Origin of the sequence: Oceanisphaera pacifica (assembly GCF_017498065.1) — a bacterium.
Classification (GTDB): domain Bacteria; phylum Pseudomonadota; class Gammaproteobacteria; order Enterobacterales; family Aeromonadaceae; genus Oceanimonas; species Oceanimonas pacifica.
The window spans coordinates 111,452-127,836 of record NZ_JAGDFX010000010.1 but is presented as its reverse complement, the minus strand read 5'-3'; the positions used below and the strand labels follow the sequence as shown (position 1 = coordinate 127,836).

The 16,385-nt window shown below is 46.4% G+C and carries 11 protein-coding genes and 5 tRNA genes; 8 read left to right on the top strand and 8 right to left on the bottom strand.

Annotated elements, in window-relative coordinates; translation table 11 throughout:
* The first annotated feature begins 248 nt into the window (after nt 1–248).
* Entirely contained in the window at nt 249–818 is a 570-nt protein-coding gene (locus J3U76_RS09975; RefSeq protein WP_208005822.1) for a DUF4442 domain-containing protein, read from the top strand.
* Nucleotides 811–1,884, top strand: a complete 1,074-nt coding sequence (locus J3U76_RS09970; RefSeq protein WP_208005821.1) for a hypothetical protein — start codon at nt 811–813, stop codon at nt 1,882–1,884. Before J3U76_RS09975 ends, J3U76_RS09970 begins: the two co-directional genes overlap by 8 nt.
* A 413-nt stretch (nt 1,885–2,297) precedes the next feature.
* On the opposite strand, the gene J3U76_RS09965 is transcribed toward J3U76_RS09970, so the two are convergent.
* The 3 genes from J3U76_RS09965 to J3U76_RS09955 are packed head-to-tail and all read right to left on the bottom strand — an operon-like array spanning nt 2,298 to nt 7,111.
* Nucleotides 2,298–5,372, bottom strand: coding sequence for a multidrug efflux RND transporter permease subunit (locus J3U76_RS09965; RefSeq protein ID WP_208005820.1), 3,075 nt, complete (start codon nt 5,370–5,372; stop codon nt 2,298–2,300).
* A gap of 12 nt (nt 5,373–5,384) precedes the next feature.
* Entirely contained in the window at nt 5,385–6,518 is a 1,134-nt protein-coding gene (locus tag J3U76_RS09960) for an efflux RND transporter periplasmic adaptor subunit (RefSeq protein ID WP_208005819.1), read from the bottom strand.
* 26 nt (nt 6,519–6,544) lie between these two features.
* Nucleotides 6,545–7,111 (bottom strand): TetR/AcrR family transcriptional regulator, encoded by a 567-nt coding sequence (locus J3U76_RS09955; protein WP_208005818.1) that lies wholly within the window; start codon nt 7,109–7,111, stop codon nt 6,545–6,547.
* Nucleotides 7,112–7,355: 244 nt separating this feature from the next.
* On the opposite strand from J3U76_RS09955, the gene J3U76_RS09950 reads away from it, so the two are divergent.
* The 6 genes from J3U76_RS09950 to J3U76_RS09925 all read left to right on the top strand — a co-directional run bounded on the left by J3U76_RS09950 (nt 7,356) and on the right by J3U76_RS09925 (nt 9,011).
* Nucleotides 7,356–7,432, top strand: a tRNA-Arg gene (locus J3U76_RS09950).
* Nucleotides 7,433–7,475: 43 nt separating this feature from the next.
* Nucleotides 7,476–7,551, top strand: a tRNA-His gene (locus tag J3U76_RS09945).
* Between the two features lie 34 nt (nt 7,552–7,585).
* A tRNA-Leu gene (locus J3U76_RS09940) sits at nt 7,586–7,670 on the top strand.
* A 168-nt stretch (nt 7,671–7,838) separates the two neighbouring features.
* Nucleotides 7,839–7,915, top strand: a tRNA-Pro gene (locus tag J3U76_RS09935).
* Nucleotides 7,916–7,959: 44 nt separating this feature from the next.
* Nucleotides 7,960–8,036: transfer RNA gene (locus J3U76_RS09930), tRNA-Pro, on the top strand.
* A gap of 156 nt (nt 8,037–8,192) precedes the next feature.
* The gene (locus J3U76_RS09925) at nt 8,193–9,011 is read left to right on the top strand and encodes an IclR family transcriptional regulator (protein WP_208005817.1); all 819 of its coding nucleotides are present in this window, start codon (nt 8,193–8,195) and stop codon (nt 9,009–9,011) included.
* Nucleotides 9,012–9,155: 144 nt separating this feature from the next.
* On the opposite strand, the gene J3U76_RS09920 is transcribed toward J3U76_RS09925, so the two are convergent.
* The 5 genes from J3U76_RS09920 to J3U76_RS09900 form a co-directional block, all read right to left on the bottom strand.
* Entirely contained in the window at nt 9,156–11,024 is a 1,869-nt protein-coding gene (locus J3U76_RS09920; protein ID WP_208005816.1) for an Lnb N-terminal periplasmic domain-containing protein, read from the bottom strand.
* A 91-nt stretch (nt 11,025–11,115) separates the two neighbouring features.
* The gene (locus tag J3U76_RS09915) at nt 11,116–11,601 is read right to left on the bottom strand and encodes a DUF3015 domain-containing protein (protein WP_208005815.1); all 486 of its coding nucleotides are present in this window, start codon (nt 11,599–11,601) and stop codon (nt 11,116–11,118) included.
* 295 nt (nt 11,602–11,896) lie between these two features.
* Nucleotides 11,897–13,138 (bottom strand): saccharopine dehydrogenase family protein, encoded by a 1,242-nt coding sequence (locus J3U76_RS09910; protein WP_208005814.1) that lies wholly within the window; start codon nt 13,136–13,138, stop codon nt 11,897–11,899.
* A gap of 54 nt (nt 13,139–13,192) precedes the next feature.
* Nucleotides 13,193–14,296, bottom strand: coding sequence for a type III PLP-dependent enzyme domain-containing protein (locus J3U76_RS09905; RefSeq protein WP_208005813.1), 1,104 nt, complete (start codon nt 14,294–14,296; stop codon nt 13,193–13,195).
* Nucleotides 14,297–14,897: 601 nt separating this feature from the next.
* Nucleotides 14,898–16,352 carry a YfcC family protein gene (locus J3U76_RS09900; protein ID WP_243454188.1) on the bottom strand — a complete coding sequence of 485 codons (1,455 nt, stop codon included), beginning with the start codon at nt 16,350–16,352 and terminating at the stop codon, nt 14,898–14,900.
* Nucleotides 16,353–16,385 lie beyond the last annotated feature (33 nt).

The window sequence follows — 16,385 nt, the reverse complement described above, 5'->3', positions numbered from 1 at the left end:
TACTTGGGTAACATGGCGCTCTGCCTTTTACCTTGAGTAAAGAAGCCAATGGGCTGCGAACAGGTGATAGTGACTCGCCTTACCAATACCTTCCATCTTGATCATTAAAGAAATTAGCCTCTTTTATGAAGGTTAAGGGGATGTTAGTGCTGGTTTAAGCGCAGCTGAATGCTAAGCATGACGCATAAAATAGGTTTTTGAGGCAGATAAATAGGCCTTAAAAATGAAGTAAGACTAGGAAACAAATAATGTCTAAGACGACCGGAAATGGCGGCGACAAAAAGTACCGCCCACCAGCGAGTAACTTTAAGTGGATTAGCCCTAAAGTTGAGCGCGCACTTAACCAAGCAAGTATGCGCTCTCCTGTCTTGAGGTGGCTGCTGTCATGGATCTTTTTTCCGATGGTGTGCAAGTTTGGCCTGCGTATAAATTATGATCCTAATAACTTCTATGTAGAAGTGCCCCATAAAAGGTTTAATCGCAATGCCTACGGCACCATAGGTGGGGCTGCGTTATTAGCGAATATAGAGCTGGCGGCGGGGGCGTATTTGTTTATGCGCACCGATGGCGGCCATCGTTTGGTATGCAGAAACCTTTCTTACCGGTTTAGATTGCCTTCTACTAATGGCCTGCACTTTAAAATAGAACCCGTTAGCCAAGATATAGATGAGGCAATAACCACCGGTCAGCCTTTTAATGCCGATCTTAAAGTGCATGTTTATACCCGTGGTAAACAGCCAGGAGTGCCTGGGCGTTTGATTGGTCGGGGAGACGTGACCTTTCATTTATGGACGGTATCTGGAGCCAGTGATGCGTAATCTGCTGCCCGCGTTTTTTCTGGCCTGCGCCTGGTTTTGGTGCATAGGTGGCTTTTTACCCGTATTGCTCGATCATGATTTTAGTGTGGTGGCTTTTTGGGTCTTTTTTACGGTTAATATTACAGGCGCAGCCCTGTTTGGTTTTGTACTCGATAGCCGACGAAGAGCGCGTTTTTTAGCGCGCTTTAGTTTCTTGTCTCAGTTATTTTCTGTGGTGGTTATCGCATATCACTTCGTCTTTATGGCTTGGATTAGCACACTGCTTAACTCCGCGTTACCCATCACCGGCTTTATTGCTGCAGGCAGCGCGTTTTTTACATTGCGTCGTAAGTTAATTGGCTTATCAGTTTTAATTTTTATGGCTACGCTTGCCCTGTTTGTCATAGCACTGAGTTATCCTGCGCCTAACCTTGAGCCAATACCGGCTTCTGATGGGGTAATACACTATGTGCTGCCATTAGCATTAGGCTTTTTGCTTGCTCCTTATTTTGACTTAACGTTTCACCGCGCCTTTGCCGCCAGCCCTAATCCCAAAGTGAGCTTTTTTATCGGCTTTATGGTGCTGTTTGCCATATTGCTGATCGGTATGTTGTATAGCACGTCTATACTGTCTGCTTTTATTACTGGGCAGGGTTTGGCTCATGCCGCGCTACCATGGCTGGTGGGGCTCTGGGTGATGCAAATGGGGTTTACTACTGCGGCGCACTTGTGCGAGCTGGAAAAAACGCCTTGGTTTGAAAGAAAGTTTGCGCTACCGGCCATTATTGTTGTTGGCCTGCTATGTGGTTTTCACTTAGGCATAGATTTATTGGCGCCAGAGTTAACATTTGCCTTTGGTGATCTTGTGTATCGCAGCTTGTTATTTATTATTGGCGTGGTGTTTCCGGTACTGCTGATTTTTGGTGGTATTAATGCGCGCTCATTGATTGCCGTTGCCTTTTTAACGCCTTGTTATACCTTGGGTTTTTTAGTGAGTACCGACTATGCGCCTGCGTTATCGTTAGGGATGGCAGGGTTGGCTATTATGATGATTACTTGGCGTAAAAGTCTGTTTCAGCAAGCATAATTACTCTCCGATTATATTCGGCAGCGTGGTGTTAAACCGCCGCGCTGCCGCATCCTACCGCCTGACTACTCGTTTTCTGCTAATCCAACCCTTATGCAGCGCTGTGGCTTTTATACCAATCATATTAAAGAAATAGTCAGTTTGCTTACTACAAAAGCCGAACAAAGGGGTAACTCCACCGACACGCTGCGGGGCTAATGACACTCACATTATCAGCCTACTGCGAACATTCACTGGATGTTCGGTTAAGCTGATACTGCTCGTCACTGCGAGTAAACTCGCCCCTCTGGCTTCAGCACATGACATCCGACCGCCATGGATGGTGGGAGTGCCGAAGTGGCAGGAGCATTTTTCGGGCAATAAAAAGGGCTGCATGAGCAGCCCTTTATTCGTTATATACACGCCATTATTATTTAATGACTGCTCACCGTTTTAGGTGCTTGGTCTTCATCAAACTCGGGTAAAGGTTTGTGATTTGATGCCAAGAAGGTATAAATCACCGGCAGTACAAACAAGGTAAACAGAGTACCAATACTCAAGCCCGACACAATAACAATCCCCATTCCAAAGCGTGAGATAGCGCCGGCGCCTACTGCAAATAACAGCGGGACTAAGCCGGCAACCATGGCCGCTGTGGTCATTAAGATTGCCCGTAAACGAATGCGTGCCGCAGTACGGATAGAGTCGTGACGGCTGGCGCCTGCTAATTGCTCTTCTTTGGCTACCTCACACATTAAAATGCCGTGTTTGGTGATCACACCGACCAGCGTAATTAGCCCCACTTGAGTATAAATATTCATAGTGGCTAGCCCCCACGCCAAGGCAATTAAGGCCCCAGAAATCGCAAGCGGCACCGACACCATAATCACTAATGGATCGCGGATACTCTCAAACTGCGATGCGAGTACTAAGAAGATAATAAACAAGGCCAGTAAGAAGGTCATATATAACGCATTGCCTTCGCTAACAAACTGACGGGCGCCCCCTAAGTAATCGTGGTTGTAACCCTTAGGTAAGTTGGCCGATACATCTTGTTCTAAGAAGTTAATGGCATCACCCATAGACACCCCCGGCGTGAGTACCCCACCAATTGTTGCTGAGTTGAGCTGGTTATAGTGAGGCAAGGCACGCGGTTGTGCTTCCATGGTAATAGAGACCATATTAGACAAGGGCACCATGTCGCCATTGGCTGCGCGCACATAGTAGTCTTTAATGGAATCTGGGTTGAGGCGGTCTTTACGATATACCTGTGGGATCACCTCGTAACTGCGGCCATCTAAGTCAACACGGTTCACGTAGCCATCACTCATCATGGTCGACAAGGTAATGGCAATGTCTTGCATGGTGACGCCGTAAGCACCAGCTTTGTCTCGGTTTACCTTAATTTTCATGGTGCCCGAGTCAAAGGCCAAGTCCAGCTCGCTGTAAACAAACAAAGGGCTGTTGCTGATTTTTTCTAATGCATCAGCGGCCACCTCATAGAGACTTTCAAAGGAGTTAGGCGTGGTCAGTACATATTGCACCGGCAAGCCGCTAGAAGCGCCCGGCAGTTCAGGGAACTCAAAGGCACTAATAGCAACGGCCGGAATTGACTGTAGGCCAGGTGTGACTCTGTCTATGACTGCTTTTTGACCGTCACGTTGGCTCCAAGGCTTAAGTACTGCTACCGCCAAGCCTTGGTTAGGGTTAGGCACACCGGCAATGGTGAGTGACGTGGCTAGGCCATCTTCTTTGTCCAATACCTCAACCGCTTTACGCATGTTGTTTTCGATGTAATCGAGATTGGCGGAGTTAGGTGCTTTGGCCATCATTAAGAAGGCGCCTTTATCTTCACTGGGCGCTAACTCACTAGGAATAAAGCTAAATAACACCGGCATAGAGGCAAACACCAATACGGCAAAAGCGATGATCACGGCGCGCTTTGCTAACACGGCATCGAGCATGCGCGAATAGCTGCGAGTGAGCTTATCTAGGGTGTTTTCTACACCACGCTCAAAGCGGCCTGGGTTGCTATGGGGCTTAAGTAGCTTAGAGCACATCATGGGTGACAAGGTTAATGCCACTATCCCAGAAATAAATACCGCCCCAGCCAGTGTTAAGGCAAACTCTTTAAACAGTGAGCCGGTAATACCGTCCATCAAGGCAATAGGTGCATACACAGCCGCCAAGGTGATGGTCATGGTGATCACAGGAACGGCTATTTCGCGGGTACCAATAATAGCCGCGCGATAGGGCTCTTCACCGGCTTTGATGTGCCGGTCGACGTTTTCCACCACCACTATGGCGTCATCTACCACCAAGCCAATAGCAAGCACCATGGCCAGCAGTGTCATTAGGTTAATACTAAACCCAAAGGCACTCATCAAAATGGCTACGCCAATGAGCGATAGCGGAATCGTGATAATAGGGATTAAGACCGCACGAAACGAGCCCAAGAACAGTGTGATCACAATAACCACGATTAATGAGGCCTCGAGTATGGTTTTGACTACCTCGCTAATCGACTCATTAATGGCATCGGTTGCATCGTATAACAACTGCATTTTAATGGTATCGGGCATGTTGCTTTCAAGCTCTGGCAACATGCCACGCACGTTTTCAGCCACATTTAGCGGGTTAGCAGATGGCGTAGGATCCACACCAATTACTACCGCAGGCTGGCCATCTGCCAAGGCACGTACCACGTCATGACTTTTTTCGAGGGACACTTGGGCAATATCGCGCAGGCGCACCACTGCATCATCGTGAGTGGCGACCACCAGTGATTCTAACTGCTCTGGGTTTTCTATTTGGGTGTTGATATCACTGTTATACACCATGTAGTAACCGGTAGATTGGCCGGCTGCAGCTTGGTAGTTATTGGCTTGTAATACCGACAAAACCTCAGGTGCGGTCAGCTTATGTGCCGCCATACGCAGTGGGTCTAACCAAATGCGTAGCGCAAACTTAGCACCACCAAACAGGTTGATCTTGGCAACCCCATCCACCGAGTAAAACTGCGGCCGTATGACGCGTTCTAAGTAGTCATTGATCTGAGGTGCACTCAGTTCATCACTACTAAAAGCGATATACATAATGGAGGTGGACGCACCTGTGGTCATCTCTAAGCTAGGATCTTCCGCTTCTCGAGGAAGTTGAGATCGCACCGAGTTTACCCGCGCCAAAATATCCGACAGGGCCGCATTAGAGTCGGTGTTTAACTTCATTTGCACCGTAATGCTTGAGCTGCCGTTACTACTGTTGGAGCTCATAAAATCGATATTATCGGCCTGCGCTATGGCTTGCTCTAAGGGTTGGGTAATAAAGCCCTGAATTAAGTCGGCGCTGGCGCCGTAATAACCAGTACTCACGGTAATCACGGTATTGGTCATTTCTGGGTATTCACGCACCTGCATTTTTTGCAGTGCTTGCAGCCCCAGTAGTACGATCAGTAAGCTTATTGAGATAGCTAATACTGGCCGCTTAATAAAAATATCAGTAAAACGCATCAGATTCTCCGCTTACAGCTGGGGTGCTGACTCTGGGGTGTCTAGCGCATCGCTTTCTACCAGTTTGACATGGCTGCCATTAGATAAGCGTACCTGACCCGAGGTCACTATTGTTTCACCCGCTTCTAGGCCTTTTACTACGCGTGCATAATCATCTTCGCGCTCAGCCACTTCAATCACTCTTTGCTCGGCAATAAAGGTAGTGTCACCTTCTTTTTGTTCTGCCTCTTGCTGTTGCTCGGTAACCACATACACAGTTTGGCCATAAAGCGTAAAGTTAATCGCTTGTTGTGGTACCAAAATTTGCTGCTTTTGCGTGGGTAACTGTACATCTAGCTTGGCAAACATACCTGAGCGTAACTTGCCTTCTTTATTAGGAATGCTGGCTTGTACTTGCACCACGCCAGAGCCCGGATTAACTTGGGGCTCAATGGCGGTAATTTCACCTTCAAACGGCGTGGTGGGGTAAGCATCAACAAAAATATTCAATGACTGGCCTACGGCAATATCCGCTAAGCGAGTTTGCGCGATAGTAAAGCGAATACGGAACTGGCTAATATTTTCTAAACGCGCAATATCACTACCCGCATTTAAATACTGGCCCAAAAAGGCATTACGAATACCCATAACCCCATCAAAAGGGGCGCGAATAGTACGGCGGGCAATAGTGGCCTTAAATGAGTCAACCTGACCTAACAGCTCTTGCTGATTGGCGAGCGCTTCATCTAGTTGCCCTTTAGAAACAGAACCGCGTTTATAAAGCTGGCGCATGCGTTTTAAATTGGCTTGCACTGAGGGCAGGCGGCCCTGAGCACTACGCAAGTTCGCTTTTTCTACATCAGCATCAAGCTCTAAGAGAATGTCACCGGCTTTAACTGATTGGCCAGACTCAAAATGAATGGCACGTACTATACCTGCCGATTCATTACTGATATTGATGCCCTGAATAGGCTCAATAAAACCAATGGCGGCAATGCGTGGCGTCCAGTCTTGTGGAGTAATTTCTGTGGTGGTAACCGGAAAACTAGGGACCGGCTGATTGGCAAAATATTCACCCATCATCTTTTGTTTAAACAAGTTAAAGCCGATGACGCTGCCGAAGATGACTATCACCAGCAACAACATGGACAGTGTCCATTTTTTCATTAGTTTACTCCCGCAACTTATTAAATTTAACGTTTAAGAATGGCGTTCCAGCTGGCATCAAGTAACTGTTGATACAGAGCATCATCCAGCTCAATACAGCCTTTGGTGCATTTTTGTGTTAGCAGCATTAAATTTTCGAGTGCTAAAAAACCCAGTAATTCTGCCGGCATATCACGAAACAAACCGTTTACCCGCCCAGCCTCAAAAAACTCATGTACCGGTTTAAAGTAGCGCTCATCCATTTGGCGCTCTTCTTCTTTATTAAACAGCGGTGACGCCTCGTACTGCATTCGGTAACACAGGCTATCGGGGCTGGCCTGTAAGTAGTGCATTGTGTTAAACCACAGCGTACAAAACTGCTCATAGTTTGGTTTTTTAGCATCCACACCCTGCAAAATAGCGGCAGACGCACCGCGCAGCCGTTCTTCATGTAAACAGCGTAATAGCATTTCTTTATCAGAAAAATAACGATAAATAGTGCCAGTGGCGACATTGGCTTGTTTAGCTATCTTTTGCATTGAGATGCCATGAAAACCAAGGCGAGCAATCAGCGCTTCAGCCGAGCTTAAAATACGTTCACGTTTATCTGGCATACCTTACCATCATTAGTACTAGTATAAGTGGTTATGAATGAACGTTCATTCATTTTTTAGGATTTTAGATCTTTTCATTGATAAGTCAATCACAGGCACCTGCTGACCATGTTAGTATAAACAAAAGTGAGCTTAGCCAAAAAAACAGCGTTTTGCTGGTAAAGTGACCATGTGGACGATTGTTTTGAAATAGTGCTGGACAATAAACGGGGTTAGCCTTAGTATTCGCATCGTCCAAATGCGAGCGCCCGTAGCTCAGCTGGATAGAGCGCTGCCCTCCGGAGGCAGAGGTCACAGGTTCAAATCCTGTCGGGCGCGCCATCTAGTATGCGGACAAGCTTACTTAATGTAAGCGGAAATAATGGTGACTGTAGCTCAGTTGGTAGAGTCCCGGATTGTGATTCCGGTTGTCGCGGGTTCGAGCCCCGTCAGTCACCCCAATTTCAGGTTAAGGCCTGGAAGCAGTAAAGATGTGCGAGGGTGGCGGAATTGGTAGACGCGCTAGCTTCAGGTGTTAGTGCCTTCGGGTGTGGGGGTTCAAGTCCCCCCCTTCGCACCACTGCTTCAAGAAATTTGTAATTATACTCTAACGGAGTATGGTACATAGCGATAAAGATTATCGTAAAAAACGGCGTTTAGCGCAGCTTGGCAGCGCATCTCGTGTTTTGGGATTAAGCGGACCAGAGGGTGCGACCCGAGAGTGGTTTAAGAGTAAAAGAAGAAATTTCGGCGTTTAGCGCAGCTTGGTAGCGCATCTGGTTTGGGACCAGAGGGTCGCAGGTTCGAATCCTGCAACGCCGACCAATTAAGAAAACTAGCGTAGCTGGTTTAAAAGTAGCAAAAGTTTACGGCGTTTAGCGCAGCTTGGTAGCGCATCTGGTTTGGGACCAGAGGGTCGCAGGTTCGAATCCTGCAACGCCGACCAATTAAGAAGCCAGCTCAAGTAGCTGGTTTTTTTTCGTCTTGAGCTTTTCCCCTTTACTCTTCACCATTGACCCTTCACGGAACTTTAAACACAAACAGGACTTAAGGGCCAAATACCCATACAATAGTCTTAAGTCTCTGTAGATCATGGAAACTCATGAGCGAAGAAGTAATATCTAAAAAAAATAAAGTCACCAAACCAGCGGGCACCACCCAAGTGCAGTCGCTTTCTCGTGCCTTATTGGTGCTAGAGCAGCTGGCTACTTCCGATATGGGCATGTCACTCACAGAAGTGGCTGGTAGCTTAGGGCTTGCCCCTTCTACAACCCATCGCTTACTAAACAGTTTACGCAGCCATCACTTTGTTGATGTGGATGACACTCAAGGCCTGTGGAGCATAGGCGTAAATGCCTTTGCGGTTGGCAATGCTTATCTTAAAAAACGCGATGTTATCGCCCAGTCTCGTCCCTTTATGAAGCGGTTAGTGGCTGAAACGGGTGAAACCTCTAATTTGGCTATTTTAGAGCAGGGTCGCGTGGTGTATGTCGGGCAAGTCGAGTCGCCACAAACCATGCGTATGGTGGTGTCTTTGGGTAGTAGTTCGCCCTTGCATGCCTCTGGAGTGGGCAAGGCATTGCTGTCTGTGGTGCCGATAAAAGATGCCATGGCACTTATTAAGCAGACCGATATGGTGGCTTTTACCGAGCATACCATTACCGACGCTGAGCAGTTTGCGAGCGAGTTGCAACATATCAAACAACAAGGCTACTCGTTAGACGACGAAGAGCAATTTGAAGGGCTGCGTTGTATTGCCGCTAATATTTATAATGAATACGGTGAAGCGGTAGCGGCTATCTCTATTTCTGGCCCCGCAGTGCGAGTAAAACGCGAGCGTTTAGCGCACTTAAGCCGACTCGTGATGGATGCCGCGCAAGAAGCCACCGACGCCATTGGTGGTAAGCAATCTGCTTCGTGAAATGTTGAATAAATAGCAGTACTACCAAGCGACTGAGCGGCAAGAGCAAGCCGAGCTGCAGTCATCTTACGCCTTGCTCGGTTGCTAAATAGGTGGGATTGTTAGGCTATGTCGCCTTTGCAACTCGCCGCTTTCACTTTTTACCTAATAATAGAAATACGCGGTGATCTTTGCGGATGTATCTTCGGTATGCCAGTGCTGATATTGCGCTTGGCTACGTAAGGCTAAGTTGCGATTAAAGCTCCAGTGCCAGCTTGCCGTTACCGACGCATCTTGATTGGCTGATGCTTCGATGAGCGTTAGATATTGCGCCTGCAAGCCGATTCTGTGGTGGTCTGTTATTTGTTGGAGCAATCCGGCCTCAACACCCAATCCTGCAATAACATCATGGTTAGTGAGATCTCCGTGGCTGATGCTAGTGGCCAGCAAAGAATAAACATGCAGCTTATCGGAGCGACCCCAGGCCTTACCAGTACCTCCCTGAGCTAACCAACGTCCCGCCTGCTTATGAGCCATCGGCTTACGGTCAAAACCGACTCGAACATTCCAAGCCAGACTGTCGAAGACTTTATTGCTCGGTGCCAAGGCCATCGCATCTAAGAAGTAGAAACGATCGAGTTTAGCGTTACTTTGGCGATCGATACTAACTTGGGTATCTAAAAAACTGATTTGAGCACCAGGAATAAAACCAGCTTGTGAGTCTAGTAAATCATGATATGCCGGCCGCCATTCTAAGGTTATTTTATCGGTGGCGTGTTGATTGGTTTGTACCCCAAGCCCCATTCTTGCCGAGGCATGGCCCTGCTCGGGTGATACCGGAGGTACTGGTACCTGAGAGAAAGGTGACTCTACAGTTATTCTACTGCGCTGCACGAGTAACTGAGTTAAGCGCTTTGCGGTACTTTGTCGCTCTAAAGCCTGATCGTAGAGTTCGAAGTTAAGCCATTCATAGGCCAGCTCTAAGATAGCAGCTCTTTGTGTTGGCGTATACTGATCCGGCGAGGGGTACTCTCCTTGCTTTGCTTTCACTGCAGCATCAAATAAAGATGGCTCTATTTCATTGGCTTGATGCATTAATCGGGTGCCAAAAGCTGGCCGATATTTAGGTGGAGCTAATAACCCATTTTTCTCCAACGTCTCGACTGTGTCCGAGGGTATGGCTTGCAGAGGAAAGTCTTTTACCAAGAATAGATCGTCTCTGGCTAACTCAAGTAACGCCAGCAGCTGGTAAGAGCAGTTTTCATCTAAGAAGTAATAATCAAACTCGGCGTGGCGCATTTCCCATAGATGCAACAACACACGATTAACTTCACCTTCGGTTAAGTTAAGTTTGTACTCCCAAATATCTCGCGACTCCATATCATTATATTCGCGTACCTTACGATAATAGGGCATGACGGTGAATTGTCCCGGGTAGCTACCAATCAGGCCTTTGAAGGCAAATAAAGCTGGGTTGTCGTCTACTTCAGGCTCGGCAGCGAAGTTTATCGCGAATGCCACCAGCTCTTTATTGCGAGTTTGGTTCTTTGCGTCTACTCGCAACAAGGTGTGGCCAAACATAGAAGAGGGGTTGTTCATGAATGCGGTGGGGAAAACCAGTGTCATGCCTTCTGGCTCTAACACTGCACGCCACTTTTCTAACTCGGGGCAATCGAGTGTCACGCTCCGACCTTGTAATGACTCTAGCCAAGTGAAACGTGCTGGGTATTTACATTGGGTGGCCTGAGCTTCTTCGGGATCAAGGCTGTATAGCTGCTCGATAGTTGCAGTTAGCTCGGCATGCGGATTTGTTTTGCCATCGACCGCGAGAAAAAAATCGCCTTGCCTAACGGTACTTACTGGGCCGCGTAATGGTTTAGCAAGATAATGACCAAGTTTGAGCCAGTATGGGCTGCTTGCTAGTTCAGTCACATTTAATTGGTCAAGAGCAACGGCTGAGGCATTGGCTTTGAAAGAAAAAAAAGAGGCGTAAAAACTAAAGAAAATAATAAAGCCGGTAGTAGATAACTTCATGATATATCGCCATTTTATGCTGATTAAATACTGGCAGGCTTACAAAAAGTGCTCCCTAAGGAGCACTTTTACTTGAGTCTATATCTTAAGATTAGATACGGTAATCAGCTAATGTTGCGTCTTGTGCGATCAGCGTGTTTAAGCTAACCAGTACTTCTTGAGATGTCACATTTTCTGAGCTAAAAATAGCTGCAAAGTTTTCCTGAGCTACTGAGTTGAATTCAGCTTGGTCAGCCTGCTGAATCCCCCAAACTTCAGACAAAGTAGCCAGCGTTTCGCCTTCGCCTTTGGCCATATCACGCGCTAAATTATCCATGTTGCCATCGATAAACATAGCTAGCTTTTCTGATGAAGTCACGGTGCCGGTGCCATCACAACCTAAGGTACCAAAGGTAATACCGAAAGTTTGGTTACCAGAAGTTCCGTTGGTGGTAGCGCCAAGTACTTTAGATACCTTGCCTGATTTCCCTTCAAATACCATAGAGCCCAAACCACAGCCGATATCTTGATCAGCTAGAGCCATGTTAGAAAAAGGTAGAGCAGTCACCAGTGTTGCCACTGCAAGTATTTTTTTCATGTTATATCCTTATTATGATGAAGGCTGTGAGGTAGCCAATAACAGTGTATATCATACATTAAAATTATTTAATAAAATGACGATTTTTGTTAAGTCTCTTTTCGGTACTATCAACGCCATTAAACAATATACCGCATTCGCACTTTACAATATTGAGAATAGAGTCAACTATATAAAAACTAAAGGGCGCTAATAGTGTCGTTATGGTATTAATTTTAGGTCAAGAAATAAACAAGACCGGCTTAAGTCGGCCTTGTTTTAGCGAGTTGCTTATAAAAAATAATATCGTTTAAACCTAGAAGCTGAGCGGGCGATCACCTTGTTCGTCTTTAATGCGGGTAGGCATGCCCATGTCATTTAATAAGTTAATAAATGGACGGTGTGACAGTTCTTCTACGTTGACCATTTTTGATACGTCCCACTCCCCAGTTGCAATTAAAATAGCGGCTGCGACCGGAGGAACACCAGCGGTATACGAAATTCCTTGGCTGCCCACTTCGGCATAGGCTTGTTCATGATCGCTGATGTTATAGATAAATATTTCTTTATCTTGGCCATCTTTTTTCCCTTTTACCACATCACCGATACAGGTTTTGCCAGTGTAATTAGGAGCGAGTGAAGAAGGGTCGGGTAGTATGGCTTTAACTACCTTAAGTGGAACAACTTCTAGGCCTTCGGCGGTTTTAACGGGCTGCTCAGATAATAAGCCTAAGCTATTAAGCACGGTGAATACGTTAATATAATGCTCACCAAAGCCCATCCAAAAGCGAATATTGGGTACATCTAGGTTACGTGATAGCGAGTGAATTTCGTCGTGGCCTGTCATATAACTGGTTTGGCTGCCTACCACGGGTAAGTCATCGGTACGCTTCACTTCAAACATCTTATTTTTAACCCATTCGCGGTTCTGCCAAGACCAAACGCGGCCGGTAAACTCACGGAAATTAATTTCTGGATCAAAGTTAGTCGCAAAGTAATGGCCATGACTGCCAGCGTTAATATCAATGATATCGATAGAGTCAACGCTATCAAAGTAGTCTTCCTTTACTGCAGCAGCGGCATAGGCATTAACCATGCCAGGATCGAAGCCCACACCTAGAATGGCGGTAATGTTGTTATCGGCACAGCGCTGTTTGCGCTTCCATTCGTAGTTTGCGTACCAAGGTGGGGTTTCACAGATTTTTTCTGGATCTTCATGAATAGCAGTATCGAGATAAGCAGCGCCCATTTGGATACAAGCTTCTAGTACCGACATATTAATGAAAGGAGAACCAACATTGATCACTATTTGCGATTGTGTATTGTCAATTAACGCCTTTGTTGCTGCTATATCTAGCGCATCTAATGCGTGAGCTTGCAATTCACCAGCAGTCTTTAAACTGCCTTTTTCCCGTACACTTTCAACAATTTGCTGACACTTTTCTACCGTACGTGAAGCAATGTGGATATTACCCAATACATCATTATGCTGTGCACATTTATGTGCAACAACTTGAGCAACGCCACCAGCACCAATAATTAGAACGTTTCTTTTCATCAATATATATCCTGTTATCGCAGCAAGAATGCGATAGTTGGGTGAGCTAATGCCTCAAGAGAGGCTGTTTACAAAATCGTCGAAACCAAATTCTTTAACCAACTCTATGCTGCCATCGAGTTGCCGTATTGCAATGGCGGGCATATTGACGCCATTAAACCAATTTTTCTTTACCATGGTATAACCTGCAGCGTCGATAAATGATAATCGGTCGCCTACTGCTAGCGGTTGTTTAAAGCGAAACTCGCCAAAAATATCCCCAGCCAAGCAAGATTTACCGCACACCATGTACTCATGCTCACCCGTGTTAGGTTCCATTTTTGCGGTCTCACGATAAATCAGCAAATCTAGCATATGCGCTTCAATAGAGCTGTCGACAATGGCTAGCTGCTTGCCGTTACTTAGGGTGTCGAGCACTGTTACTTCTAGCGAGGTCGACATAGTAATGGCGGCTTCGCCTGGCTCAAGATATAGCTGCACGCCATAGCGCTCACTAAAGGCTTTAAGGCGTGCGCAAAAGAGATCCAACGGATAGTCTTGGCCAGTAAAATGAATGCCGCCACCTAAGCTAACCCAGTTGATATTCGGGTGACTTAATACACTGCCAAATTTAGTTTCTATCTCTTTTAGCATTTGGTCAAAGAGTGAAAAATCATTATTCTCGCAGTTATTATGGATCATAAAACCAGAGATCTTGTCGATAACATCTGCGATCTTACTGACATCCCACTCACCTAAGCGGCTAAAAGGGCGTGATGGATCTGCAATTAAAAATGCTGAACTCGATACGCCAGGGTTTAAGCGTAACCCGCGTACATGCTGAGCTGACTGTTCACTAAAGCGAGTAAGCTGGCCAATAGAATTGAAAATGACTTTATCACTGTGAGCCAATACTTCAGACATTTCGTCGTCGCCATATGCCACGCTGTAGGCATGGGTTTCGCCACCAAATTTGAGCTTGCCAAGCTTAACTTCGTTGAGTGAAGAGGAGGTTGTGCCATCCATATATTGACTCATTAAGTCAAATACCGACCAAGTGGCGAAGCATTTTAGAGCCAGCAAGGCCTTGGCGCCTGAGTGTTTACGTACATAGGCAATCTTTTCCATATTGCGCAACAATGCGGCTTTATCGACGAGATAGTACGGCGTTTTAATCACTGCAGTTATACCTTATTGGTGCGGCTTACCCATTCGGCAAGAGCAGGGGAATTTTTAAGCGCACGATTATAGTGGAAACAAGGTAAGGCTTCGAGAAAAAGTCCTGTATTTTTTTGTTCTAAATGGTTATATAAAAGTGTGTTTGGTCTAGCAGTTGACCACTCAAAAAGCCTCCCGCAAGGTAACAACGATCAGTTAAGAAATTTGGCGATCGATTGACCGATTATTATACGGCGTCAGAATACCCTCACCACCACATGGTATTAGGAAGTTGAGAATAGTTATGGTGAAATTAAACATCGAATGTTAGCGGGCACTATTTTATTGCGTAGTCAGTCGGTTGAGGGAGCCACATAGGAGTTGTGGGTATTATTGGTCTACAACTTGGTACTGTGGAGAGCAGCCGCATTGCTTGCGCGGCACTATTCCCAAAAAGCTGAGGGCCATGCGCGAGCGAGTGAGGCGATATATTTTGCCTGAAAAAGAAAACGGCCAAGAGAAAGGCCGTTCAGGTATCAAAGACTCGGTACACAATTCAGTTGAAACACGCTTAACTGAATGGTGTTATCCCGCAGGAGGCCTTTTGAACTATAAAGACTTGTTAACCAACCCATTGGGTGGCTTGAGCAAAGATCAAAAAAGCCATTGCAATGGTAATCCAGACAGCAAACAGCGGCAGAAAGAATTTAACCCACTTATTCCAAGACACACCAGCCAGAGCGAGGGTAGCCATGAAATAACCTGAAGTTGGGTACAGAATATTACCTAAGCCATCACCTAATTGATAAGCCAGTACAGCAGTCTGGCGGGTAACACCGACTAGGTCTGCCAAAGGAGCCATAATCGGCATTGTCACCAGTGCTTGGCCACTACCGGATGGAATAACAAAATTGAAGCCGAGCTGGGCGAAGAACATACCAATTGCTGAAAATATGGCAGGAAAACCACCTACTAGATTCCCTAGGGCATACACTAGCGTATCCATAACCTGACCATCTTCTAACACTACAGCTACTGCACGCGCAATGCCACAGATCATGGCGCCAACCAAGACGTCACGAAAGCCCTCGTTAAAACCTTCACTGATATCGTCAGTTTTAAGGCCAGCAATCAGACCCACCACTATCCCCATGATAACAAATAGTCCTGCCATCTCCATCATGAACCAACCGCGAGTCATTACTCCCCATACCAGTAGGATGAAGAAGCCGAAGGTAGCGAGAGAGGCCCACTTTTGGCGCGTGGTGGCGACAAGCGATTTTTCACTGGGGCTGTTTAGATAGCGGTCACGCTTTGCTTGCTCTTTGGTATCGTCACCCATCAGGCTGAGTGTTGGGTTACTGCGTACTTTGAGTGCATAGCGGGTGACATAGAAAATACCAACCAGCAATATAAGTACAAAAGCCCCAGCACGCAATAACATACCAGAGTAAACAGGCAAGTCGGCGAGCTGCTGACCTAGCCCTGTATTAATGGGGTTAAGTATGCCTGTGGCAAAGCCTGCAGTAGTAGCAACGAGTGCGACACCCGCTGCGGTAATTGAATCAAAACGTAGGGCTATCATTAACGGTAATATCACGGGCACATATACCAAGGCAAGCTCTTGGGTGCCGATTAGCGTGGCGATGACTGCGAATGTAGTCATTAAGACCGGAATAATTACTATAGTGTTACTGGCAAAGCGGCGGGTGAGTTTATCTACTCCTATTTCGATGATACCAGTGCGGCGTAGTACCATAAACATACCGCCTATCATGAAAGTAAAAAATACCACTGTGCCTGCATCCATCAGTCCTTTTGGAATGGCAAGCATAAAGTCGACTGGGCTGACAGGGGTTGACTCAACGACTTGATAAGAGTTGGGGTCAATAGTGGTACGGCCGTTAGGGCCGGGTACGCGATCGTATTGGCCAGCAGGCACAATATAGGTAAGCAAGGCAGCAATGGCGATGAACACAAACAAGATCACATAGATATGGGGCATTTCGAATGATTTTTTGCGTTTCTGGGTGGAATCGATCGATTGCCGATCTATCTGAGAAGTTGGTATCGTCATGGTATTTTCCCTGCATCAAAGCACAGCAATAAG